Source organism: Gammaproteobacteria bacterium (assembly GCA_016716465.1).
Classification (GTDB): Bacteria; Pseudomonadota; Gammaproteobacteria; order SZUA-140; family SZUA-140; genus JADJWH01.
The window spans coordinates 75,060-97,266 of sequence record JADJWH010000004.1 but is presented as its reverse complement, the minus strand read 5'-3'; the positions used below and the strand labels follow the sequence as shown (position 1 = coordinate 97,266).

21 protein-coding genes and 2 tRNA genes are annotated in these 22,207 nt (G+C 65.6%); 12 read left to right on the top strand and 11 right to left on the bottom strand.

The annotated features are described in order from the left end of the window. Positions 1–102: 102 nt before the first annotated feature. The 7 genes from IPM20_08200 to IPM20_08170 all read right to left on the bottom strand — a co-directional run bounded on the left by IPM20_08200 (position 103) and on the right by IPM20_08170 (position 7,484). Positions 103–849, bottom strand: coding sequence for a septal ring lytic transglycosylase RlpA family protein (locus IPM20_08200; protein ID MBK9131594.1), 747 nt, complete (start codon positions 847–849; stop codon positions 103–105). 106 nt (positions 850–955) lie between these two features. Further along, positions 956–1,984, bottom strand: coding sequence for a lytic murein transglycosylase B (gene mltB / locus IPM20_08195; protein ID MBK9131593.1), 1,029 nt, complete (start codon positions 1,982–1,984; stop codon positions 956–958). Positions 1,985–1,986: 2 nt separating this feature from the next. Beyond that, the gene (gene rodA, locus IPM20_08190; GenBank protein MBK9131592.1) at positions 1,987–3,123 is read right to left on the bottom strand and encodes a rod shape-determining protein RodA; all 1,137 of its coding nucleotides are present in this window, start codon (positions 3,121–3,123) and stop codon (positions 1,987–1,989) included. Then, on the bottom strand, positions 3,120–4,958 hold the full coding sequence (mrdA, locus tag IPM20_08185; GenBank protein ID MBK9131591.1) for a penicillin-binding protein 2: 1,839 nt from the start codon (positions 4,956–4,958) through the stop codon (positions 3,120–3,122). Before mrdA ends, rodA begins: the two co-directional genes overlap by 4 nt. A 22-nt stretch (positions 4,959–4,980) precedes the next feature. Beyond that, positions 4,981–5,466, bottom strand: coding sequence for a rod shape-determining protein MreD (gene mreD / locus IPM20_08180; protein ID MBK9131590.1), 486 nt, complete (start codon positions 5,464–5,466; stop codon positions 4,981–4,983). After that, positions 5,466–6,362 (bottom strand): rod shape-determining protein MreC, encoded by an 897-nt coding sequence (gene mreC / locus IPM20_08175; protein MBK9131589.1) that lies wholly within the window; start codon positions 6,360–6,362, stop codon positions 5,466–5,468. Before mreC ends, mreD begins: the two co-directional genes overlap by 1 nt. A gap of 75 nt (positions 6,363–6,437) precedes the next feature. Beyond that, complete coding sequence (locus IPM20_08170) at positions 6,438–7,484, bottom strand: rod shape-determining protein (protein ID MBK9131588.1); 1,047 nt, start codon at positions 7,482–7,484, stop codon at positions 6,438–6,440. A 136-nt stretch (positions 7,485–7,620) separates the two neighbouring features. Between IPM20_08170 and gatC the strand changes: the two genes are divergently transcribed. From gatC to gatB, 3 genes are all read left to right on the top strand, one after another. Beyond that, positions 7,621–7,908: an Asp-tRNA(Asn)/Glu-tRNA(Gln) amidotransferase subunit GatC gene (gatC, locus tag IPM20_08165; protein ID MBK9131587.1), complete on the top strand. Its 288-nt coding sequence runs from the start codon at positions 7,621–7,623 to the stop codon at positions 7,906–7,908. Between the two features lie 46 nt (positions 7,909–7,954). Next, positions 7,955–9,412 (top strand): Asp-tRNA(Asn)/Glu-tRNA(Gln) amidotransferase subunit GatA, encoded by a 1,458-nt coding sequence (gene gatA, locus IPM20_08160; protein ID MBK9131586.1) that lies wholly within the window; start codon positions 7,955–7,957, stop codon positions 9,410–9,412. Between the two features lie 134 nt (positions 9,413–9,546). Next, entirely contained in the window at positions 9,547–10,983 is a 1,437-nt protein-coding gene (gatB, locus tag IPM20_08155; protein ID MBK9131585.1) for an Asp-tRNA(Asn)/Glu-tRNA(Gln) amidotransferase subunit GatB, read from the top strand. A 24-nt stretch (positions 10,984–11,007) separates the two neighbouring features. On the opposite strand, the gene IPM20_08150 is transcribed toward gatB, so the two are convergent. The 4 genes from IPM20_08150 to IPM20_08135 are packed head-to-tail and all read right to left on the bottom strand — an operon-like array spanning position 11,008 to position 14,689. Continuing rightward, a complete protein-coding gene (locus IPM20_08150; GenBank protein MBK9131584.1) occupies positions 11,008–11,460 on the bottom strand; it encodes a M67 family metallopeptidase in 453 nt (150 codons plus the stop codon). Continuing rightward, positions 11,457–12,293, bottom strand: coding sequence for a peptide chain release factor N(5)-glutamine methyltransferase (gene prmC, locus IPM20_08145; protein ID MBK9131583.1), 837 nt, complete (start codon positions 12,291–12,293; stop codon positions 11,457–11,459). The genes IPM20_08150 and prmC overlap by 4 nt, the downstream gene beginning before the upstream one ends. 44 nt (positions 12,294–12,337) lie before the next feature. Then, positions 12,338–13,420 (bottom strand): peptide chain release factor 1, encoded by a 1,083-nt coding sequence (gene prfA, locus IPM20_08140; protein MBK9131582.1) that lies wholly within the window; start codon positions 13,418–13,420, stop codon positions 12,338–12,340. Between the two features lie 6 nt (positions 13,421–13,426). Next, positions 13,427–14,689: a glutamyl-tRNA reductase gene (locus IPM20_08135; GenBank protein MBK9131581.1), complete on the bottom strand. Its 1,263-nt coding sequence runs from the start codon at positions 14,687–14,689 to the stop codon at positions 13,427–13,429. Positions 14,690–14,861: 172 nt separating this feature from the next. Between IPM20_08135 and IPM20_08130 the strand changes: the two genes are divergently transcribed. From IPM20_08130 to IPM20_08090, 9 genes are all read left to right on the top strand, one after another. Further along, positions 14,862–16,592, top strand: a complete 1,731-nt coding sequence (locus tag IPM20_08130) for a tetratricopeptide repeat protein (protein MBK9131580.1) — start codon at positions 14,862–14,864, stop codon at positions 16,590–16,592. A 43-nt stretch (positions 16,593–16,635) separates the two neighbouring features. Continuing rightward, positions 16,636–17,280, top strand: a complete 645-nt coding sequence (gene lolB / locus IPM20_08125; protein ID MBK9131579.1) for an outer membrane lipoprotein LolB — start codon at positions 16,636–16,638, stop codon at positions 17,278–17,280. Positions 17,281–17,330: 50 nt separating this feature from the next. After that, positions 17,331–18,233, top strand: coding sequence for a 4-(cytidine 5'-diphospho)-2-C-methyl-D-erythritol kinase (gene ispE / locus IPM20_08120; protein MBK9131578.1), 903 nt, complete (start codon positions 17,331–17,333; stop codon positions 18,231–18,233). 25 nt (positions 18,234–18,258) lie between these two features. After that, positions 18,259–18,333 (top strand) — tRNA-Gln (locus tag IPM20_08115). Positions 18,334–18,449: 116 nt separating this feature from the next. Further along, on the top strand, positions 18,450–19,388 hold the full coding sequence (locus IPM20_08110) for a ribose-phosphate pyrophosphokinase (GenBank protein ID MBK9131577.1): 939 nt from the start codon (positions 18,450–18,452) through the stop codon (positions 19,386–19,388). A 110-nt stretch (positions 19,389–19,498) separates the two neighbouring features. After that, positions 19,499–20,161, top strand: coding sequence for a 50S ribosomal protein L25/general stress protein Ctc (locus IPM20_08105; GenBank protein MBK9131576.1), 663 nt, complete (start codon positions 19,499–19,501; stop codon positions 20,159–20,161). Between the two features lie 39 nt (positions 20,162–20,200). Further along, positions 20,201–20,797: an aminoacyl-tRNA hydrolase gene (pth, locus tag IPM20_08100; protein ID MBK9131575.1), complete on the top strand. Its 597-nt coding sequence runs from the start codon at positions 20,201–20,203 to the stop codon at positions 20,795–20,797. 30 nt (positions 20,798–20,827) lie between these two features. Continuing rightward, positions 20,828–21,916, top strand: coding sequence for a redox-regulated ATPase YchF (gene ychF / locus IPM20_08095; GenBank protein MBK9131574.1), 1,089 nt, complete (start codon positions 20,828–20,830; stop codon positions 21,914–21,916). 127 nt (positions 21,917–22,043) lie between these two features. Further along, positions 22,044–22,120 (top strand) — tRNA-Met (locus IPM20_08090). Positions 22,121–22,207 lie beyond the last annotated feature (87 nt).

The following is a 22,207-nucleotide window of genomic DNA, read 5'->3' as shown; positions in this document are numbered from 1 at the left end:
GGCGCCTGAGCGGGGCGCGCCGCGGGTCAGAATATGTGGCTTGCGCCGTCGGCCGAGCGTGTCTCGGCAATTGTCGCGGATTGGGCGGTCATATAGCCGATCTCAGTCGATCACGATGCGTGAATCCTCGAGACCGAGCAGGGCCAGCTCCCGGCTCATGCGATCGGCCTCGTCGACCCCCGCCATCGGGCCGATGCGAACACGGTACACGGTGCGGCGGTCGATTTCGGCGCGTACGACCCGCACGTTCCCGCGCGTCACGCTTCCCAGGCGCGTGCGCAGACGCTCGGCGTTCTCGGCGCTGCTGAAGGCGCCGATCTGCAGATAGAGATTGGGGTTGCCCGCGGGGGGCGTAGCGGTGACCGGTCCGGGTGTCCGGTACGCCTCCGGGTTTCTCGGGTCCAGCGCGCGCACTTCCACCAGGCCGGTGCCCTCGGCGGTGATCCCGAGTTTGACCGCGGCCGCGTAGGAAAGGTCGATCAGCCGATTGTCCTTGAAAGGTCCGCGATCATTGATCTTCACCACCACGGTTCGTCCGTTCCTGAGGTTGGTGACCCGCGCGTAAGTGGGCAGCGGCAGGGTTTTATGCGCCGCCGTCATGGCGTACATATCGTACGGTTCGCCGCTCGAGGTGCGTTTGCCGTGGAATTTGGTGCCATACCATGACGCCACCCCGCGCTCGACGTAGCCGGCGTTATTGCTCAGCACATAATAGCGCTGGTAGCCGATCAGATAGGAATCGGGATTGCCGTACTTGCTGAACGGCTCGACCCTGGGTACGGCGTCCGGGATGCTGGAGAGGTCCACCACGTGGCGCGGAGGACCGTCGGACGGCTCGATCCGTGTCATCTCCGGCAGCGTGCCGCAGGCGGACAGGGCGGCCGCGAGTATCAGGGCGAATATGGCGCGGAAACGGACCCGCGCAAGGCTGGGTGGAAACTCTGACATCTGCGTCTTAGTTGGGAGTCACGTTGTCACGTGGCTGGTTCCGTATCTCCTCGCTGAGCTGGTAGACCGCCATGGCGTAGAGCGGACTGCGATTATAACGCGTGATCACGTAGAAATTCTTGAAACCCAGCCAGTATTCCGGGGCATGCTCGCCCTCGAGCTGGATCAGCGCGGCCGGCAGATCTTCCGCCCGGGGTTCCGTCGGATCCACGCCGGACTTGTGCAGCTCGGTGAGCGGCGTCTTCGGCAGCAGACCCTGATCCAGATAGGCCTGGTAACCCTCGCCCGTCACTCTGGCCGGGTCCGCCACGGGCTGGTGCGGCTGCCAGCCGTGCTCGCTCAGGTAGCGCGCGACACTGCCGATGGCATCATCGGTATTGTTCCACAAGTCCCGTTTGCGATCACCATCGAAATCGACCGCGTAGTTCCGATAGCTGCTCGGCATGAACTGCGGTTTTCCCATGGCGCCCGCGTAGGAGCCCTTGATCGTGAGCGGGTCGATGTCCTCTTCGCGGGTCAGCAGCAAATACTGTTCCAGTTCGCCGAGGAAATAGGCGCTGCGGGGCGGATAGTCGAAGGCCAGCGTGGCAAGGGCGTCGATAACGCGGTAACCGCCCGCCTGTCGCCCATAAAAGGTCTCCACGCCGATGATCGCGGCGACGACCTCGGGCGGTATCCCGTAGTCCGCCTCGGCGCGCGCCAGGGTCTCGGCGTTCGCGGCCACGAACGCCGCGCCCTGGCGGATCCGCTCGGGTGTCAGGAAGATCGGTCGGTATTTGTACCAGGGTTTGCTTTCCGCGGGGCGCGAAATCGCGGCGATGATGTCCTCGCGCGGCGTGACTTGGTCGAGCAGGCTGGCCAGTCCGTCGCGATCGAATGCGTGATCCATCACCATGCGATCAATAAAGCCGCTGACGTCCGGGCGGGCGGAAAATGCGGGTTCCTCGGCCAGCGCGAGACAGGTGTGCGAGCACAGCAGGGCACTGGCGAAGGAGAGGGACAGGATGAGGCGGAACATCTGGCTGGGTGGATGCATGATTACGTGGACAGCAGCTTCCTGTGAGTGTGAATCGACATTATGATGCCGAACGATGCCATCAATGTCACCATCGAGGTTCCGCCGAAGCTGATTAGCGGCAGCGGTACGCCGACGACCGGGAGCAGCCCCATCACCATGCCGGTATTCACGAAGGTGTAGACGAAGAACGTCAGGATGAGGCTGCCGGAGAGCAGTCGCGTGAAGGTATCCTGCGCCTGGGTCGCGATGTACAGTCCGCGGACCACGATGAAGGTGTAGATCGCGAGCAGGAAGAGGATGCCGATGAAACCGAATTCCTCGCCGAATACGGCGAAGATGAAATCGGTGGAACGTTCGGGGAGGAATTCCAGGTGGGATTGCGTCCCGTTGAGCCAGCCCTTGCCATAGACGCCGCCCGAGCCGATGGCGATCTTGGACTGAATGATGTGGTAACCGCTGCCGAGCGGATCCCGCTCCGGATCAAGGAAGGTCAGCACCCGCATCTGCTGGTAGTCGTGCAGCATGTACCACAGCAATGGGGCGCAGGCGGATACCGCCAGGACCAGCAGCGCGACGTATTTCCAGCGTACCCCGGCCAGCAGCAGCACGAAGGTGCCGGACGCCGCGATCAGAAGCGCCGTGCCGAGGTCGGGTTGTTTGGCGATCAGCAGGACGGGGACGACGACGATCAGCGCCGCGATGCCCAGATGGCGCGCGCTGGGGGGCAGCGGCCGGTCGGCGAGATACCAGGAAACCATCATCGGAACGGCCAGTTTCATCATCTCCGAGGGCTGAAAGCGGAACAGGCCGACGTCGAGCCAGCGTTGCGCCCCCTTGCCGATCTCGCCGACCAGCAGCACGGCAAAGAGCAGCGCCAGCACGATCCCGAACAGCCAGGGCACCCAGCGTTCGATATGATGCATGGGGATCTGCGCCAGCACGAACATGACGGTAAAGGCCACGCCGAGCCGCATCGCCTGTCCGGCCACCATGTCCATATTGCGGCCGCTCGAGCTGTACAGGATGGCCAGCCCGGCGAGTGAGAGCAGTACCAGCGCGGCCAGCAGCGGGAAGTCCAGATGCAGTCCTCGTACCAGCAGCCGCGGCCCGCGGCGGTCGCCCCAGCGAGGAGGGGCGCGACGGGGTGACGTCGTCATGGCGGCAGGTTCCCGAGGTACTGGTCGATCATCTTGCGTGCGATGGGCGCGGCGGCGGTCGAGCCGTGGCCGGCGTTTTCGGCCATCACGGCGAGCGCGATGCGGGGGTTCTCCGGCGGTGAGAAGGCGATGAAGAGGGAATGGTCGCGCAACCGCTCGGCCACCTCCTTTTCGACGTATTTCTCGTCCTGCTTGATGCTGAAGACCTGGGCCGTGCCGGTCTTGCCGGCGATCGGGAACGGGGCCTTGCGGCCGATGGCCTGCGCCGTGCCGCGTTCGCTGCTCACCACGCGCTTCATCGCCGTGATGATAGCATCCCAGTTGCCCCGGTTTCTGATCGGGACGTTCGTTATCGGGGCCGGCAGCAGTTCCGTCCCCTGGGCGGCGCTGCCGACGGCGCGCAGCAGGTGGGGCGGCGTGTGCGCGCCGTGCATGGACAGCACGGCGGTGGCGTAGGCGAGCTGCAGCGGGGTGGCCAGGGTGTAGCCCTGGCCGATGCCGGTGATGAGGGTTTCCCCGGGGTACCAGGGCTGGCCGCGGCGGGCGCGTTTCCAGTCGCGTGACGGGAGCAGACCGGAGGATTCATCCTTGAGGTCGATCCCGGTCGGCGCGCCGAAGCCGAACTGGGCAAGATAGTCGTGCATCAGGTCGATGCCCAGGTTCAGCGCCAGATCGTAGAAATAGACGTCACAGGACTCGACGATGGCCTTGTCCATCGTGGTGAAACCGTGACCCTGCTCCTTCCAGTCGCGATATTTGTGGGAATCGCCCGGCAGGCGGTACCAGCCCGGGCAGAAGATGGAGGTGTCCAGGGCAATCTTGTTGCTTTCGAGACCCGTCAGGCCGACAAAGGGTTTCAGGGTCGAGCCGGGAGGGTACTGGCCGCGGAGGGCGCGATTGAACAGCGGGCGGTCGAGCGAGTTCTGCAGTTCGTTGTAGGTCTCCACGTCGATGCCGGTGACGAACAGATTGGGATCGAAGCCGGGCATGCTAACGAAGGCGATCACCTCGCCGTTCCGCGGGTCGATCGCCACCGCCGCGCCGCGGCGGCCCGCAAACTCCATTTCCGCGACGCGCTGGACGCCGATGTCCAGGCTCAAGTAGAGGTTCTTTCCCGGGGTCGGCGCCGTCTGCTGCAGCTCACGCAGCGTGCGGCCGTAGGCATTCGTCTCGATCTGTTTGTAGCCGACCTGCCCGTGCAGCAGGTTCTCATAAAACCGTTCGACTCCGGTCTTGCCGATGAAATCGGTACCGCTGTAGTTGGAGGTGTCGATGTCGCGCAGCTCCTCCTCGTTGATCCGGCCGACGTAGCCGATCGCATGGGAGGCGAGCGTGCCGAGAGGATAATTGCGAATGGCGCGCGCCTCGATCTCGACGCCCGGAAACAGGTGGCGGTTGACCGCGAAGCGCGCGATCTCCTCGTCGCTCAGGTTGAAGCGCAGCGCGATGCTGTTGAAGGAGCGCTTCTGTTTCACCTGTCGCTCGAAACGCCTGACGTCTTCGTCGCTGATGGCGACCAGCTTCCTCAGCTCGCTTACCGTGGCGTCCATATCGGCGATCTGTTCCGGGATGAGCACCAGGCTGAAGGCCGGGAGGTTCTGCGCCAGCGCGACGCCATTGCGGTCGTAGATCAGCCCGCGCGTCGGTGGGACCGGGATCAGACTGATGCGGTTCTCGTCGGACAGGGTGGAGAAATGCTCGTGACTGAGGATTTGCAGATAGACGAGACGCGCGATACTGACGCTGAGCAAAATGGCCACGATGAAGAGCGCAATCGCCGCGCGTTCATTGAACAGCCGGGACTCGCGGATATGATCTTTGATCGTCAGCCGCATCGGGACGTGGCGCCGGGGCGGGCTAGGAGACCCGGTAGCGACGCCGCAGCCGGCGCAGCCCCAGGAACATGAGCGGCCACAGCAGCATGCTGCTCAGGGCGGGCAGCAGGAAGACCAGCGCCGGGGGCGGGTTACCCGAGATCCCCTTGATCCACAATTGCAGCAGCAGGTGCAGCAGGACGAGGATGAACACGCTGACGGCCTGTTGCCAGAGGGGAAACACGCGGATCCGCTGGTAGAGCTGGAGGGTGATATAGGCGACCAGCGCAAGCGACAGGGCATGCTGGCCCAGCAGGCCGCCACGCAGCACGTCGAGCAGCAGCCCGACGATCCAGGCCACCCCGACTCCGACCCGGCCGGGCAGCGCCATGCACCAATAAATAAGGACCAGGGCTACCCACTCCGGGCGGACCAGGGCGATCCAGTCGGGCAGCGGCAGAACGGTCAGCGCGAGCGCCGCGAGAAAACTCGTGACGATGATCCATCCCCCGCCTCCTTCCTGGCGGATCACCGCACGGCTTCCTTTGCCCCGGACGCGCCCGCATCGGGCGCGTCCGTTTCGGCGGCGGGGGCGTCCACTGGCGACGGATCGGACATCACCAGCAGCACGACACGGCTGTTTTCCAGGTGGGCGGTGGGTTCGGCGCTGACCACCATGAAGGGGTTGTCGGCCTGCTTTTCGATACGCGTGACATGGGCGACGGGATAGCCCGGGGGGAAGCGGCCGTCCAGTCCCGAGGTGACCAGGAGATCTCCGCGCTCGATATCCGCGTTTCCGGGCAGGTGAAAGAGTTCGAGCCGGCTGGGATCGCTGGTGCCGCGCGCCACGGAGCGCAGCCCGTTGCGATTGACCTCGACCGGCAGGGCGTGATTGGGGTCGGTGATGAGCATGGCGGTGCTGCTGAGCGGCGTGGTGCGTACGACCTGTCCCATCACGCCGTAGGCATCGAGGATCGGCTGGCCGTCATGCACCCCCTGCATACTGCCCTTGTTCAGCACGATCTGGCGCGAGAACGGGGCCATGTCGACCGAGATCAGTTCGCTGATGAGCAGGCGCTGGTCGATCCGGGCGGAAGAGTCGAACAGCGCGCGCAGGCGGCTGTTCTCGGCCTCCAGCGCTTCGAGCTTGAGCAGCTTGGAGTCCAGCAGCAGCTGCTGTGTCTGCAGGGCGGCGTTCTCGCGCTCGAGCGCGCGCCGGGTGGAGAGCGCCTCCGACAGCCAGTCCCCGGCCTGACCGGGCAGGCCGACCAGGTACAGGATCGGATAGGTCACATAAGAGAGCGCGTCGCGCACGTCGTCCATGTGGTGCTGACGGTGGTCGACGGTCATCATCGTGATCGAGGCGAGCGACAGTACCACCACGCGCAGCGTGAGGGAGGGGCCTCGAAGAAAGAGCGGTTTTATTGGCCACCCCGCGCGGCCGGACCGCCGGTTGCCGCCTTCATCGCGGTGGGGTTGTAGGCCGGGGCGCCGTGGGCGTCATTCAACGGCGAAGATCTCTCCGTTGTGCTCATCGAACATCTCCAGTGCCCGGCCGCCGCCGCGCGCCACGCAGGTCAGCGGATCCTCGGCGATGATGACGGGCAGACCGGTCTCTTCCGACAGCAGGCGGTCGAGGTCGCGCAGCAGGGCGCCGCCCCCGGTCAGCACCATGCCGCGCTCGGCGATGTCGGCGCCGAGTTCGGGCGGCGTCTGCTCAAGCGCCGTCTTGACCGCGCCGACGATGCCGGAGAGCGGTTCCTGCAGCGCCTCGAGGATCTCGTTGCTGTTGAGGGTGAAGGTGCGCGGGATGCCTTCCGCCAGGTTGCGGCCGCGCACCTCGATCTCGCGGATCTCGTTGCCGGGGTACGCGGAGCCGATCTTGTGCTTGATCATCTCGGCGGTGGATTCGCCGATCAGGCTGCCGTAATTGCGCCGCACGTAGTTGATGATGGATTCGTCGAAGCGGTCGCCGCCGATGCGGACCGAGGCGGCGTAGACGATGCCGTTCAGCGAGATGACCGCCACCTCGGTGGTGCCGCCGCCGATGTCGAGCACCATCGACCCGCTCGCTTCGCCGACCGGCATGCCGGCGCCGATGGCGGCCGCCATCGGTTCCTCGATCAGATACACCTCGCGCGCGCCGGCGCCGGCGGCCGATTCCTTGATCGCGCGGCGTTCGACCTGGGTCGAGCCGCAGGGCACGCACACCAGCACGCGCGGGCTGGGGCGGAAGAAGCGGTTCTCGTGCACTTTGCGGATGAAATGCTGTAACATCTTCTCCGTCACCGTAAAGTCGGCGATGACACCGTCCTTGAGCGGACGGATGGCGGTGATGTTGCCCGGCGTGCGGCCGATCATCGCCTTGGCCTCGGCCCCTACCGCGGCCACCGTGCGTTGCCCGCCCGTTCCCGGTTCCTGGCGAATCGCGACCACGGACGGCTCATTCAGCACGATACCCTGTCCGCGGACGTAGATCAGCGTATTGGCGGTGCCGAGATCGATGGACAGGTCGTTGGAGAAGATGCCGCGCAGGCGTTTGAACATGGGGGGCGTCGTCCTTGTTATGGGGAAAATAAGCCGGGAATACTCTAACAGTGGGTCGGGTTTTCGGCAAGCCGATGAAATGTTTCGCTCCGGCACCGGCATGGGATGTCGGATACTGTAAAAACAGGGGTGAGAGATGTCCTTGAGTGAAGGCGATGTGAAGCGGATCGCGCGCCTCGCGCGACTGGAGATCGGCGCCGGCGACGCGCCGCGCTACGCGCATGACCTGTCCGCCATCCTCGCGTTCGTCGAACAGATGGGTTCGGTCGACACCGCGGCGGTCGCGCCCATGGCGCATCCGCTCGATGCCGTGCAGCGCCTGCGCGAGGACGCGGTGACCGAGGAGAACGGGCGCGAGGCCTTTCAGGCGATCGCGCCGCGGGTGGAACAGGGGCTGTACCTGGTCCCCCGGGTGATCGAGTGACCCCGTGCCACGCTTCCGAACGCCCTGACGCCTAGCCGATCCGACCATGCACACCAAGACGATCGCCGAATTGTCCGCCGACCTGCGCGCGCGCCGGGTTTCGAGCGTGGAGCTGGCGCGCCATTTCCTCGCCCGCATAGCCCGGCTCGATCCCGGGTTGAATTCCTTCATCAGCGTGACGGAGGAGCAGGCCATCGCCGCCGCCGCCGCTGCTGACCGGCGCCTGGCCGCCGGCGACGCCGGTCCGCTGACCGGCATCCCGCTCGCACACAAGGACATCTTCTGCACGCGCGGGGTGAAGACCAGCTGCGGCTCGCGCATGCTGGATACTTTCATTTCCCCCTATGACGCCACCGTGGTCGAACGCCTGACGCGGGCGGGCGTCGTGATGCTCGGCAAGACCAATATGGACGAATTCGCCATGGGGTCGTCCAACGAAACCAGCTGGTACGGCCCGGTGCGGAACCCATGGGATGTCGCGCGCGTCCCCGGCGGCTCCTCCGGCGGCTCGGCGGCGGCCGTGGCCGCGCGCCTGGCGCCGGCGGCCACCGGCACCGATACCGGCGGTTCGATCCGGCAACCGGCGGCCCTGTGCGGCCTGACCGGACTCAAGCCGACCTACGGCCGCGTGTCGCGCTACGGCATGATCGCCTTCGCCTCCAGTCTCGACCAGGCCGGCCCGATCGCGACCAGCGCCGAGGACGCCGCGCTGTTGCTGACCGCCATGGCGGGCTTCGACCCGCGCGACTCCACCAGCCTGGAGCACCCGGTGCCCGATTACCACGCCCAGCTGGAAGACACGTCCGTCGCGGGACTGAACATCGGCCTGCCGCGCGAATACTTCGGGGACGGGCTGGATCCCGCCGTAGCGCGTGCGGTCGAGGAAGCGGTCGAGGTCTACCGGCGGCTCGGCGCGAACGTGGTCGAGATCAGCCTGCCCAACAGCGCGCTGGCGGTGCCCACCTATTATGTCGTCGCGCCGGCCGAGTGTTCCTCGAACCTGTCGCGTTTCGACGGCGTGCGCTTCGGCTACCGCTGTGAGGAGCCGCGCAATCTGATCGATCTCTACGAGCGCAGCCGCGGCGAAGGTTTCGGCGCCGAGGTTAAGCGCCGCATCATGATCGGAACCTATGTGCTGTCGGCCGGCTATTATGACGCCTATTACCTCAAGGCGCAGAAGCTGCGCCGGCTGATCAGCGAGGACTTCCGGCGCGCCTTTGCCGAGGTGGACGTGATCATGGGGCCGACTGCCCCGACGCCGGCCTTCGGTCTTGGCGCCAAACAGGATGATCCGCTGACCATGTACCTGTGCGACATCTACACCATCGCGGTCAACCTCGCCGGTCTGCCAGCGCTGTCGCTGCCCTGCGGTTTCGCCGGCGCGCTGCCGGTGGGCCTGCAATTGATCGGCGACTATTTCGCCGACGGCCGTCTGCTGGGGCTGGCTCACGCCTATCAGCGCGAGACCGACTGGCACCGGCGCGTCCCGCCGGGATACGAATGACATGAGGTGTGAGGCGTGAGGAGCATGACAAAAGGGTCATTGATTGTTTTCGCTGCTCTCCCCGCCCTTACGCCTCACCTGGCTAAATAGCGCACATTCGGAATGAATATCATGAATACGGCGGGTGGCTGCTGATGGAATGGGAAGCCGTCATTGGGCTGGAGACGCATGTCCAGCTGCTGACGAAGAGCAAGATCTTCTCGGGCGCGTCCACCGCCTACGGGGCCGAGCCCAACACCCAGGCCTGCGCCGTCGACCTCGGCCTGCCCGGCGTGCTGCCGGTTTTGAACCGCGAGGCGGTGCGGCTGGCGGTCAAGTTCGGTCTGGCCATCGGCGCGGCCGTCCAGGCGCGTTCGGTGTTCGCCCGCAAGAACTACTTCTATCCGGATCTGCCCAAGGGTTACCAGATCAGCCAGTACGAGCTGCCGATCGTGGCAGAAGGTCATCTGGACATCCTGTCCGGGGACAGTGGGACCAAGTCCGTCACCATCGTGCGCGCCCATCTGGAGGAGGACGCCGGAAAGTCGCTGCACGAGGATTTCCACGGCATGAGCGGGATCGATCTCAATCGTGCCGGCACCCCGCTGCTGGAGATCGTTACCGCGCCCGATCTGCGCTCCGCCGCCGAGGCGGTGGCCTACCTGAAGAAGCTGCACACCCTGGTGCGCTATCTCGAGGTCAGCGACGGCAATATGCAGGAGGGTTCCTTCCGCTGCGACGCCAACGTCTCCGTGAGACCGCGCGGCAGCGACAAGCTGGGCACGCGCACCGAGATCAAGAACCTCAACTCCTTCCGTTTCGTCGAACGCGCCATCGAATTCGAGATCGAGCGCCAGATCGAGGTTCTCGCGGGCGGCGGCACGATCACGCAGGAAACCCGCCTGTACGACCCCGACCGCCACGAGACCCGACCCATGCGCAGCAAGGAAGAGGCCTACGATTACCGCTACTTCCCGGACCCGGACCTGTTGCCGGTCGTGATCGAGGAGGCGTTCATCGCGGCCGTGCGCGAAACATTGCCCGAACTGCCCGACGCTAGGCGTGAACGCTTCGCGCGTGACTACGGGCTCAGCGCCTACGAGGCCGAAGTGCTGACCGCGAGCCGCGAGCTGGCCGGTTACTATGAGGAGACCGCGCGGACATCGGGGAACGCCAAGCAGTCGGCCAACTTCGTGATGGGCGAGGTGCTCGGCGCATTGAACAAGGAAGGCCGCGAGATCGGCGCCGCGCCGGTCGGCCCCGCGCTGCTCGGCGGCCTGATCCGTCGCATCGACGACAACACCATCTCCGGCAAGCTCGCCAAGCAGGTCTTCGAGGCGATGTGGGCCGGCGAGGGCGATGCGGATACGGTGATCGCCAGGAAGGGCCTGCGCCAGATCACCGATACAGGCGCGATCGAGCAGGCCGTGGACAAGGTGCTGGCGGACAACCCGCAGCAGGTCGAACAGTTCCGTGCCGGCAAGGACAAGGTGCTCGGCTTCCTCGTCGGCCAGATCATGAAGGCCACCCAGGGCAAGGCCAATCCGGCGCAGGTGAATGAGCTGCTACAGAAGAAATTAAGACAACAGTAGGGGGTGGATTTCAAATCCGTCCCCTTATCGGCTTTCCTGTATCTCCAGCACCACTTCCCTTACTCCGCCAGCCCGGATCCGGAATCCCCGCATCTCCAGCACGCCCTTCGTGTTGAGCGAGATGATCAGATAGGTCGTGTCGGGATAGCCGGCTTCGGCGATGTCGATGCTGGAGGGCGCGGCGGGACTGACGGGATGGGAGTGATAGATGGCGAGCAGATCCTCGCCGGATTCGCGCATCGCGCGCAGCGCGGCGATCTGGCCGGCGGGGTCCATCGCATAACGGTGTTCCGGGCGCGGCGAGATATTCGCGACGGGGATGGCGCGCAGGGCGGCGCCGTCGCGCGCGCTGATCAGGCCGCAGACCTCCTGTCCCGGAAACGCGCGGGCATGATCCAGCAACTGATTGATGATCCTGCGCGGCAGCCGCAGGGCGTGACCGCCTTTTTCTTCAGTAGCGTACTTGCCCGTCGTCATCGTCCCGCGCCTCCGTCATAGCGGGCGGCCACCGCCCGGATATGTCCGCCGATGTCGCGGCGTTGTTCGATCCCCGTATAGCCATGACGCTCGAGCAGGGCGGCGACCGCGGCCGCCTGTTCGTAGCCATGTTCGAGCAACAGCCAGCCGCCGCGGACGAGATGCGCCGGTGCCGTGGATATGATCCGCTCGATGGCCACCATCCCGTCGTCGCCCGGGGTCAACGCCGTCAGAGGCTCGTGGGGCAGATCGCCCTGAAGCAGGTGCGGGTCTTTGGCGTCGATGTAGGGCGGATTGGAGGCGATCATCTCGTAGCACTCCCCGTCGAGCGGAGCGCACCAGTCTCCCGACCGGAATTCGATGTTTCCCGCGCCCAGGCGCTGCGCATTTTCACCGGCGATGTCCAGCGCGTCCAGGCTGCTGTCAGTGGCTGTCACCCGGCAGCCCGGGCGCTCGAGCGCGAGGGTCAGCGCGATTGCGCCCGAACCGGTGCCGAGATCGGCGATGCGCAGGGGCATCCCGGCCGGAAGCCGCTCCAGCGCCAGTTCGACCAGCAGTTCGGTTTCGGGGCGCGGGATCAGGGTGGCGGATGTGACGCGGAAGCGGCGTGACCAGAATTCGCGCCACCCGGTCAGATAGGCGACGGGTTCACCCTGCGCACGGCGCGCGACGAGCGCGCGAAAGTGCCGGGCCGATGCCGGGGCGAGCGCCAGTTCCGGTCGCGCCAGCAACTGGGCGCGCGAGCGGTCGATGGCGTGGCCGAGCAACACCTCGGCATCGAGACGCGGGCTGTCGCTGCACGCCATGAGCTGCCCCGTTGCCCACGCCAGCATCTCCCGGAGGGTGGGGTCGGACGGTGCCGGCCCGGCGGACGGGGTCATGGCGCGAGGGCCGCGAGTTCTTCGGCCTGGTGCTCGCTGATGAGCGGATCGATGACCGGGTCCAGATCGCCCTCCATGATCTCATCCAGCTTGTAGAGCGTAAGATTGATCCGGTGATCGGTGAGCCGGCCCTGGGGGAAATTATAGGTGCGGATGCGTTCCGAGCGGTCGCCGCTGCCGACCTGCAGCCGGCGCGTCTGCGCCTGCTCGGCCGTCTGCTTCTCGCGCGCCTGCGCGGTCAGGCGGGCACCCAGCAGCGAGAGGGCGCGCGCGCGATTCTTGTGCTGCGAGCGCTCGTCCTGGCACTCGACCACGATGCCGCTTGGCAGGTGGGTGATGCGGATCGCCGAATCGGTCTTGTTGACGTGCTGGCCGCCGGCGCCGGAGGCGCGGTAGGTATCGATCTTGAGGTCGGCGGGGTTGATGTCGACCTCGCCGACCTCCTCCGCTTCCGGCAGGATCGCCACCGTGCAGGCCGAGGTGTGGATGCGTCCCTGCGCCTCGGTGGCCGGGACACGCTGCACGCGGTGGGCGCCGGATTCGAATTTCAGCCGTGAATAGGCGCCACGGCCGATCACGCGGCTGATGATCTCCTTGTAGCCGCCGTGTTCGCCGTGGCTGGTGCTCAGTACCTCGATCTGCCACCCCCGGCGTTCGGCGTACATCGAATACATGCGAAATAGGTCGCCGGCGAACAGCGCGGCCTCGTCGCCGCCGGTGCCGGCGCGGATCTCGAGGAAGATATTCGCGTTGTCGAGCGGATCGGAGGGAAGCAGCAGGCGCTTGACCTCGGTTTCGAGCTGTTCGCCGGCCTGCCGTACCCGTTTCAGCTCTTCCTGCGCCAGCGCGCGCACCTCCGGATCCTTGTCCTCGAGCATTCCCTCCGTCGCGGCGATCTCCGCCAGATTGTCGCGATAGGCGCCGAAGGCGGCAGTAAGCGGATTGAGCTGGGAATATTCCCGCGACAGCTCGCGGAAACGCTGGGGCTGGGCGATGGTTTCGGCGTCGGACAGCAGCGCCTGCAGCTCCTGCAGGCGCTCGACCAGGGAATCCAGTTTGCGCTCGATGGAGGGAGACAGCACGGATTACTCGTCCGGGTCCTTCAGGTCGAGCAGTTCGCGCGCGGCGCGCAGCAGGTCGTTGCGTCCCTCGAAGCCGGCGCGGCGCATCTGCGCCGTCAGGTCGTGGGCCAGCTTGTTGGTGAGCGTATAGGCGAGATGCGCGAGCACCCGGTCCGGATCGGCGCCGCTGCGCAGCAGGCGGCGCGCCTTTTCCAGTTCACCCTCGCGCAGGGCCTCGGCGTGATCGCGGTACGCACGGATGGCGGACACAGCGTCGAGCGAGCGCAGCCAGCCCATGAAGCGGAGGGTTTGCGCGTCGATGATATCCTCCGCCTGCAGGGCGGCCTGCTGACGCGAACGCAGGCCTTCGTCGATGATTTCCTTGAGGTCGTCCACCGTGTACAGGTAGACGTCACTGAGGGCGCCCACCTCGGGTTCGATGTCGCGCGGCACCGCGATGTCGACCATCAGCATGGGGCGGTGCCGGCGCGCCTTGATCGTGCGTTCCACGGCGCCCTTGCCCAGGATGGGGAGCTGGCTCGCGGTGGAGGAGATCACGATGTCCGCCTCGGCCAGGTAGGTCGGGATCTCGGCCAGCGTGATGGCCAGGCCGTTGACCGCCTTGACGAGATTCTCGGCGCGCGCGAGCGTGCGGTTGGCGATGATCAGGCGCGAGATGCCGTTTTCGCGCAGGTGGCGCGCGGCCAGCTCGATGGTATCCCCAGCGCCGATCAGCAGGGCGGTGTGCCCCTCGAGGGAACTGAAGATCTGCTTGGCCAGGCTGACGGCCGCGAACGCGACGGACACCGGGCTTGCCCCGATGGCGGTGTCGGTGCGGATCTGCTTGGCCACCGAGAAGGTATGCTCGAACAGCTTGTTGAGCAGCTTGCCTACGGTTCCGGCCTCCCTGGCCGCTAAATAGGCATCCTTGATCTGTCCGAGGATCTGCGGCTCACCGAGGATCATGGAGTCGAGCCCGCTCGCCACCCGCAACAGGTGTTTCACCGCGCCCTGGTCGGGATGGGTGTAGAGATAAGGTTCGATCTCCCCGGGCAGCAGCTTGTGGTACTCGCGGAACCAGTCGATGACGACGCGCCCGTCCGGCTGATCCACGCAGCACACCACCTCGGTGCGGTTACAGGTGGAGAGGATGGCCGCCTCGCTGACATGGGCGTGCGAGGCGAGGTCGCGCAGGATGCTCGGCAGGCGATCGGGCGGAAACGCCACGCGTTCGCGCACCGGCAGGGGCGCCGTCCTATGATTGAGACCGATAGCGACCAACGGCATGGGTATCCGCCCGGCGTATCCGCGCACGCCAGTGATGTCTCGGTTCGGGTTCGATGAGCAAGGACAATTTTAACTGATTTTCTTGTAAAAAAAGGCTATTATTTCACTGTTGTCCCGTATCCGAAGGCATGGAATTCAGGCCTTCCCGCGTTTGTCCACGAAGGACCGGCATATGCGAAATGCAACATTATCTGTTCTGGCGGGCATCCTCTGCCTCGGCATCTCCGCCTGTTCGACCGTCGGGATGCGTGCGCCAGGCGCTGCCTCCGAGACGGGATCCGCCGCCATATCGTCCGCATCCACTCCCGACTTCCCCCCGGTCGAACTCAGCGGCGAGCTATTGTATCAGATCCTCGAGGCCGAGATCGCCCTGCAGCGCCGCCATTACGACGTCGCGGGGGAACGTTATCTCGAGTTGACGGAGGAAACGCGCGATCCGCGATTCGCCGAGATGGCGACCAAGGTCGCCATCTTCTCCCGCGACGACGTCCATGCCCTGCAGGCCGCCCGCCTGTGGGTGGAACTCGATCCCTCTCATATCGAGGCGCGCCAGATGATGGTGGTCGCCTCCATCCGGGCCGGCGATCCGGACGCCGCCCTGCCGCACCTGGAGGCGTTGCTGGCGCCGCGGAATGATGGCGATGACGCATTCAAGCTCGTCGCCAGCCTGTTGAACCGCGACGGAGACGTCGTTGCCGCGATGGGCCTGCTGGAGCGTTACATCGCCGGGCATGGCGACAACCGGATGGCGTATTTCAACTATGCGCAGTTTGCCATCCGCGCCGGGCAACTGGACAAGGCGGAAGAGGCGATTGATCGCTGCCTGGCCCTCGACCCGGGCGCAATCGACGCCATCGGCCTGCGTGTGCAGGTGCTGCAGCAACAGAAGCGCGAGGAGGAAGCCCTCGACTTCATGGCCGAATCGACGCGCCGGTTCCCCGGGGATGCGCGGCTGGGTCTGATGTATGCCCGTATGCTGGTCGATGCCAAGCGCCTCGAGGATGCGATCACGCAGTACGAGCGGGTGCTCGGCCTGGTCGACCCCAATACGGACATCCTGCTGACACTCGGCATGATCAACCTGCAGCTCAACCATCTGGGCGAAGCGGAGAAATACCTGCTGCAGGCGGCGCAGGACGAGAGCGCCGGAAACGACGCGCAGTTCTACCTGGGGCTGATCGAGGAAGGCCGCAACGATCCCGAGGCCGCCATGACGCATTATTCCGCGGTCAGGGGTGGCAATCTCTACCCCGAGGCGCGCATCCGCATCGTGGTCCTGCTTGCGGGCGAGGGCCGCGTGGATGAGGCGCGCGATCAGCTGCGTGTCCTGCACGCGCAGATCCCCGACCAGCAGAAACGCCTGTATCAGGTCGAGGGCGAGATACTGCGCGGCGCCGGACGGAGCGAGGAATCGATGCAGGTGCTGGGCGCCGCGCTGGAAGCCTTCCCGGGCGATATCGACCTGCTGTACCAGCGTGCCATCACGGCCGACGCGCTGGGACGGATGGATGTCTTCGAAGACGATCTGCGCGCCATTCTCGCGCGCGATCCCGATAACGTCGATGCCCTCAACACGCTGGGCTACACCCTGGCCGACCGCACCGATCGCTTCGAGGAGGCCTACGTCTACATACAGCGTGCACTGGCCCAGAGCCCGCAGAGCAATGCGATCCTGGACAGCATGGGCTGGGTGCTCTATCGCCTCGGTAATCACAAGGAGGCCCTCAAGTACCTGCGCCGATCCCTGGAGATCAAACAGGACCATGAGGTTGCCGCCCATCTGGGCGAAGTGCTGTGGGTTTCCGGCGAGCGTCAGGAGGCGATCAACGTATGGGAGCAGGCGCTGGAGCTGTTTCCGGACGACAAGCTGCTGCTGGACGTGATGAAGCGCTTCGGCCAGTGATGGCACGGACGATTTCGGGGGCCCTGGTCTGATTTGCCCCGGCATGCCGCGCGGGAGCATCCGTCGTGCCGCCGTCTTCCAGATCGTGGCGGCGGTGTTGCTTTCCCTTCTGGCTGTTTCCTGCGCCTCCATTCCCGGCGGCGGCCCCTCGCTGTCACCCGCGGACGCCGAAGCCGCATGGTCCGCGCGCCAGGCGATGCTGCGGGAGGTGCGCGCGTGGGATCTCAGTGGCCGTATCTCGGTGAGTGGTCCGGACGGTTCCTGGAATGCGCGCATCCGCTGGTCTCAGCGGGGCGATGCCTATGATATCGATTTTCTGTCCCTGTTCGGACAGCAGGTGGCCCGCCTGGAAGGCAGTGGCGAGGACGTGGTGCTGCGGTTGCCGGACCAGGAGCCGCAACGGGCCGCGACCGCCGGTGAATTGCTGGCGGCGAGCTTTGGGTGGTCCGCGCCGGTAGATGCCTTGCGTTACTGGATCCTCGGTCTGCCGCGGCCGCACACCCCGGCCTCAACCCGTCTCGATGAGCGTGGCCGCCTGTCCCGGCTGGAACAGGACGGCTGGAGTGTCGACTACCCGCAGTACACCGCCGTCGGCGCCGATCCCGGCGACCTGCCCAGAAGGCTGATGCTGGAAGGGATGCCCGCGCGCATCCGCCTGGTGGTCGATAGCTGGGATCTCGGGGGGTGAGTCAGCGGCCGCCGTGACGTATACTGTCGCGGTTGCCGCAGGCCCCGCTGATGAGTTCGACTGACAATTCCTCCGATTCGCCGCCGTCCGGTCCCGGGCGTGGATGGCCGGCCCCGGCCAAGATAAACCGGTTTCTGCACATTACCGGCCGCCGCGCGGACGGTTATCACCAATTGCAGACCGTGTTCCAGTTCCTGGACTATGGTGACACCCTGGACTTCGTTCTGCGCGACGACGGTGTCGTCCACCGTTCCACCCGCCTGCCGGGGATCGATCCCGAGACCGATCTGACGGTCCGCGCGGCGCGCCTGCTGCAGCGCCATGCCGGGGAGATCCGCGGGGTCGAGATCGAAATCGATAAGCGGATCCCGTCCGGCGGCGGGCTGGGCGGAGGGAGTTCGGACGCCGCCACGGCCTTGTGGGCGCTTAACTGTCTGTGGGAGCTCGGATTATCCGCTGACGATCTGGCCGCGCTCGGCCTGGGCCTGGGAGCGGATGTGCCCGTTTTCGTGCGCGGACAGGCGGCATGGGCGGAGGGGGTGGGTGAAATCCTCACCCCGCTGACACTGGACGAGCCCTGGTATCTGGTGTTGATCCCGGATGACCAGGTTTCCACCGCCGAGATCTTCGCCGCGCCGGAATTGACACGCGACTGCGATGCCCTCACAATAGGCGGCTTTCTTTCGGGCGATCATGGGGTTAATGTCTGCGAGCCGGTGGTTCGGGCGCGCCACCCCCGGGTGGCCGAGGCGCTGGACTGGCTGAGCCGCTACGCACCGGCTCGCATGAGCGGAACCGGAGCCTGCGTATTCGCGAGTTTCCCGGCGCGAGAAGCCGCCGAGGAGACACGGCGACTTCTGCCGGAGGGCTGGCGCGCCTTCGTGGCCAGGGGATGCAATCGCTCACCCTTGCTGGCCAGGGTCGAGTTACACTGTGCGCAACGTGCGCGGTGATCCGGTCCGGGCGAAACGGAATGCATGGGGTGTCGCCAAGCGGTAAGGCACGGGATTTTGATTCCCGCATACCCAGGTTCGAATCCTGGCACCCCAGCCAAATACGCCGGAGCTCGGCTCCGGGTCGGGGTCGATGCAGATGGGCAGTGTAATTCCTGAGGATACGCAGGCGTGAATTTTTCCACCGAGAGCGGGGCCGGCGCCATCTACCGACAGATGGTGGTGTTCAGCGGAACGGCGCATCCGCAGCTCGCGCAGAGCGTCGTCTCGCGCCTGAATCTGCCGCTGGGCCGGGCCAACCTCGACCGCTTCAGCGACGGCGAGGCGCACATCGAGATCACCGAGAACGTGCGCGGCAAGGATGTGTTCATCATTCAGCCGACCTGCGCGCCGACGGACACCCACCTGATGGAACTGCTGTTGATGGTGGACGCGATCCGGCGCTCCTCGGCCTACCGCATCACGGCGGTGATCCCGTATTTCGGGTATTCGCGCCAGGATCGGCGCCCACGTTCGGCGCGCGTGCCGATCAGCGCCCGCGTGGTGGCGGACATGGTCACCAATGTGGGGACCGACCGCGTGCTGACCGTGGACCTGCACGCCGACCAGATCCAGGGGTTTTTCGACATCCCGGTGGACAACGTGTACGCATCACCGGTGCTGCTCACCGACATCTGGCGCAGCAAGTATCCGCGCGTGATCGTCGTGTCGCCTGACGTCGGCGGCGTGGTACGCGCGCGCGCGATGGCGAAACAACTCGGCGGCGCCGACCTGGCGATCGTCGACAAGCGCCGGCCCGGGCCCAACATCGCCAAGGTCATGAACATCATCGGCGACGTGCGCGACCGCACCTGCGTCATGCTGGACGACATGGTGGACACGGCGGGCACCCTGTGCGAGGCATCGCGCGTGCTGAAGGAAGAGGGCGCCGCGAAGGTGGTCGCCTACTGTACTCACCCGGTGCTGTCGGGGGAGGCGGCACGGCGCGTCAACGAGTCCGTGCTCGATGAACTGGTGGTGACCGACACCATTCCGCTGGCACCGGATGCGGTGCAGTCGCCCAAGATCCGCCAGCTCTCGGTGGCGGACATGCTGGCCGAGACCATGCGCCGCATCAACGCGGAGGAATCGGTCAGTTCGATCTACATGGATTAAGCGGCGCGCCGCGGCCGCGGCGCGCGCGTTTGCGGGGAATACGGGTTTTATTGGTCGGTTCCGGCTGGTCGCGGTCGGAACCGGTATTGTGCAACTGAGGAGAAGACGACATGAACGTGAGTTTTGAACTGAACGCGCAAGTCCGTCATGACAGCGGGAGGGGAGCGAGCCGCCGCCTGCGTCGTGACGGCAAGGTCCCGGCCATCATGTACGGTGGCGGGCAACAGCCCATGAGCCTGGCGCTGGACCAGGATGCGGTGCGCCACAGCCTGGAGAACGAGGCCTTTTATTCGCACATCCTGACCGTCAATGTCGACGGACAGCCGGTGCAGGCCGTGCTCAAGGATCTGCAGCGCCACAGCTATCGGCCGATCATCCTCCACATGGACCTGCAGCGCATCAGCGAGACCGAAGAGCTGCGCATGCATGTGCCGCTGCACTTCATCGGCGAGACCGTCGCACCCGGGGTCAAGCTCGGCGGCGGCATCATTTCGCACCTGGTGACGGATGTCGAGGTGATCTGTCTGCCGAAGCATCTGCCGGAGTTCCTGGAGGTGGATGTCAGCAACCTGCAGCTGAATGAGACCCTGCATCTCTCCGATATCAAGCTGCCCGAGGGCGTGAAGATCATCGCGTTGACGCACGGTCCCGAACATGATCTGCCGGTGGTGTCGGTACATGTCCCGCGTGCGGCCGTCGAGGCGGAAGCCGCGCCTGCCGCGGAGGCTGCGGCCGCGCCCGCCGCACCGGCTGCCGGCGAGGCCAAGCAGTAAGGCGGCACGGGCGGGTCTGCGAGCGGCGGGGCAGCCTTCTTGTCGGCGCCGATCGAAGTCATCGCGGGCCTTGGGAATCCGGGCGCCGAGTATCGGGACACGCGCCACAACGCAGGCTTCTGGCTGCTGGACGAGCTCGCGCGCCGGGCCGGCGCCGAGTTCAGATCGGAGCGCCGTTTCCAGTCGGAGACGGCGCGCGCCGAACTGGATGGTCGTCCCTGCCACTTGCTCAAGCCCTTGACCTTCATGAACCGTAGCGGGCAGGCGGTCGCCGCGCTCGTGCGCTATTACCGCATCCCCGTCGAACGCATCCTGGTGGTTCATGATGAAATCGACCTGCCGGCCGGGACCGCGCGTTTCAAGCGTGGCGGTGGCCATGGGGGACACAACGGCCTGCGCGATATCATCGAGGTTTTTGGCGGAGCGACGGATTTTCTGCGCCTGCGCCTGGGGGTCGGCCGCCCCGGCAGCGCAGACGAGGTGGTGAGCTATGTGCTGCATCCGCCTTCGGCCGCCGACCGGACGTTGATCGACACGGCGATCGGGGAGGCCATCGGGGTGCTTCCGCTCGCTCTTGACGGCCAGTCCGAGCGCGCCATGAATCATCTGCACCGTCGGCGGGATGAGACCCCCTAGCCGCAATAGCCGCAACAGGAGTATTCAGATATGGGATTCAAATGCGGCATCGTCGGCCTGCCCAACGTGGGCAAGTCGACGCTGTTCAACGCCCTGACCAAGGCGGGCATTGAGGCGAGCAACTATCCGTTCTGCACCATCGAGCCGAATGTCGGCGTGGTGCCGATGCCGGATCCGCGCCTGGCCGCGCTCGCCGCTATCGTCATGCCGCAGCGTGTGTTGCCGACGACGATGGAATTCGTCGATATCGCCGGTCTGGTGGCCGGCGCATCGAAGGGGGAGGGCCTCGGCAACAAGTTTCTGGCGCATATCCGCGAGACCCAGGCCATTGCCCATGTGGTGCGCTGCTTCGAACACGACGACATCGTGCACGTCGCCGGCCGGATCGATCCGCTCGCGGACGTCGAGACCATCAACACGGAACTGGCCCTGGCCGATCTCGAGTCCGTCGAGCGCGCCCTGGACCGGGTGGCGCGCCAGACGCGCAGCGGTGACAAGGAGGCCATCGCGCGCCAGGCCCTGCTGGAAAAGGTGCGCGCCCATCTCGACGGCGCGATGCCGATACGCACGCTGGGTCTGGGTGAGCAGATCGACAAGCTGCAGGATCTTCACCTGCTGACCGCCAAGCCCACCATGTACATCGCCAACGTGGCGGAAGACGGATTCGAGAACAACCCGTTGCTGGACCGCGTGCGCGATCTGGCGGCGAAGGAAGGGGCCGAGATGGTGCCGGTGTGCGCGGCCATCGAATCCGAGATCGCCGAGCTGCCGGACGAGGAGAAGACCGAGTTCCTCGCCGACCTGGGCCTCGAGGAACCCGGCCTCAACCGGGTGATTCGTGCCGGTTACCGCCTGCTCAAGCTGCAGACCTATTTCACGGCCGGGGAGAAGGAGGTGCGCGCCTGGACCATCCCGGTCGGCGCCACCGCCCCGGAGGCGGCCGGAGTGATCCATACCGATTTCCAGAAGGGGTTCATTCGCGCCGAGGTCATCGCGTACGCCGATTACATTGCCTGCGGCGGCGAGCCGGGGGCCAAGGAGGCCGGAAAATGGCGTCTGGAAGGGAAAGATTATATCGTGCAGGATGGTGACGTTATCCACTTCCGGTTCAACGTCTAGCCATCGGCGGCGGCGTGACGGTCGCCCGGAAGAAAAATGCCAGGAACCCGGCTCCCTCCACTTGTCGCGCTCGGAGGGAATTCGGTATCATGGCCATCCGCCTTTCTCTGTGATCTTTATCCCGTTCGGCTATGTAGCTCAGTCGGTTAGAGCACAGCATTCATAATGCTGGTGTCCCTGGTTCGAGTCCAGGCATAGCCACCATCTCTTGATTCTCAGGATAGTCCGAGGATGACCACTAAGCCCGCGTAATAGCGGGTATTTTATTTGCTTATTCGTCCCGGGGCGAGG

Bases quoted from the DNA above. Each gene is read 5' to 3' on its own strand.
- IPM20_08200 (MBK9131594.1), bottom strand. From the start codon at position 849: ATGACACGGATCGAGCCGTCCGACGGTCCTCCGCGCCACGTGGTGGAC.
- mltB (MBK9131593.1), bottom strand. From the start codon at position 1,984: ATGCATCCACCCAGCCAGATGTTCCGCCTCATCCTGTCCCTCTCCTTC.
- rodA (MBK9131592.1), bottom strand. From the start codon at position 3,123: ATGACGACGTCACCCCGTCGCGCCCCTCCTCGCTGGGGCGACCGCCGC.
- mrdA (MBK9131591.1), bottom strand. From the start codon at position 4,958: ATGCGGCTGACGATCAAAGATCATATCCGCGAGTCCCGGCTGTTCAAT.
- IPM20_08170 (MBK9131588.1), bottom strand. From the start codon at position 7,484: ATGTTCAAACGCCTGCGCGGCATCTTCTCCAACGACCTGTCCATCGAT.
- gatC (MBK9131587.1), top strand. From the start codon at position 7,621: ATGTCCTTGAGTGAAGGCGATGTGAAGCGGATCGCGCGCCTCGCGCGA.
- gatA (MBK9131586.1), top strand. From the start codon at position 7,955: ATGCACACCAAGACGATCGCCGAATTGTCCGCCGACCTGCGCGCGCGC.
- gatB (MBK9131585.1), top strand. From the start codon at position 9,547: ATGGAATGGGAAGCCGTCATTGGGCTGGAGACGCATGTCCAGCTGCTG.
- IPM20_08150 (MBK9131584.1), bottom strand. From the start codon at position 11,460: ATGACGACGGGCAAGTACGCTACTGAAGAAAAAGGCGGTCACGCCCTG.
- prmC (MBK9131583.1), bottom strand. From the start codon at position 12,293: ATGCTGGCGTGGGCAACGGGGCAGCTCATGGCGTGCAGCGACAGCCCG.
- IPM20_08135 (MBK9131581.1), bottom strand. From the start codon at position 14,689: ATGCCGTTGGTCGCTATCGGTCTCAATCATAGGACGGCGCCCCTGCCG.
- IPM20_08130 (MBK9131580.1), top strand. From the start codon at position 14,862: ATGCGAAATGCAACATTATCTGTTCTGGCGGGCATCCTCTGCCTCGGC.
- lolB (MBK9131579.1), top strand. From the start codon at position 16,636: ATGCCGCGCGGGAGCATCCGTCGTGCCGCCGTCTTCCAGATCGTGGCG.
- ispE (MBK9131578.1), top strand. From the start codon at position 17,331: ATGAGTTCGACTGACAATTCCTCCGATTCGCCGCCGTCCGGTCCCGGG.
- IPM20_08110 (MBK9131577.1), top strand. From the start codon at position 18,450: ATGGTGGTGTTCAGCGGAACGGCGCATCCGCAGCTCGCGCAGAGCGTC.
- IPM20_08105 (MBK9131576.1), top strand. From the start codon at position 19,499: ATGAACGTGAGTTTTGAACTGAACGCGCAAGTCCGTCATGACAGCGGG.
- ychF (MBK9131574.1), top strand. From the start codon at position 20,828: ATGGGATTCAAATGCGGCATCGTCGGCCTGCCCAACGTGGGCAAGTCG.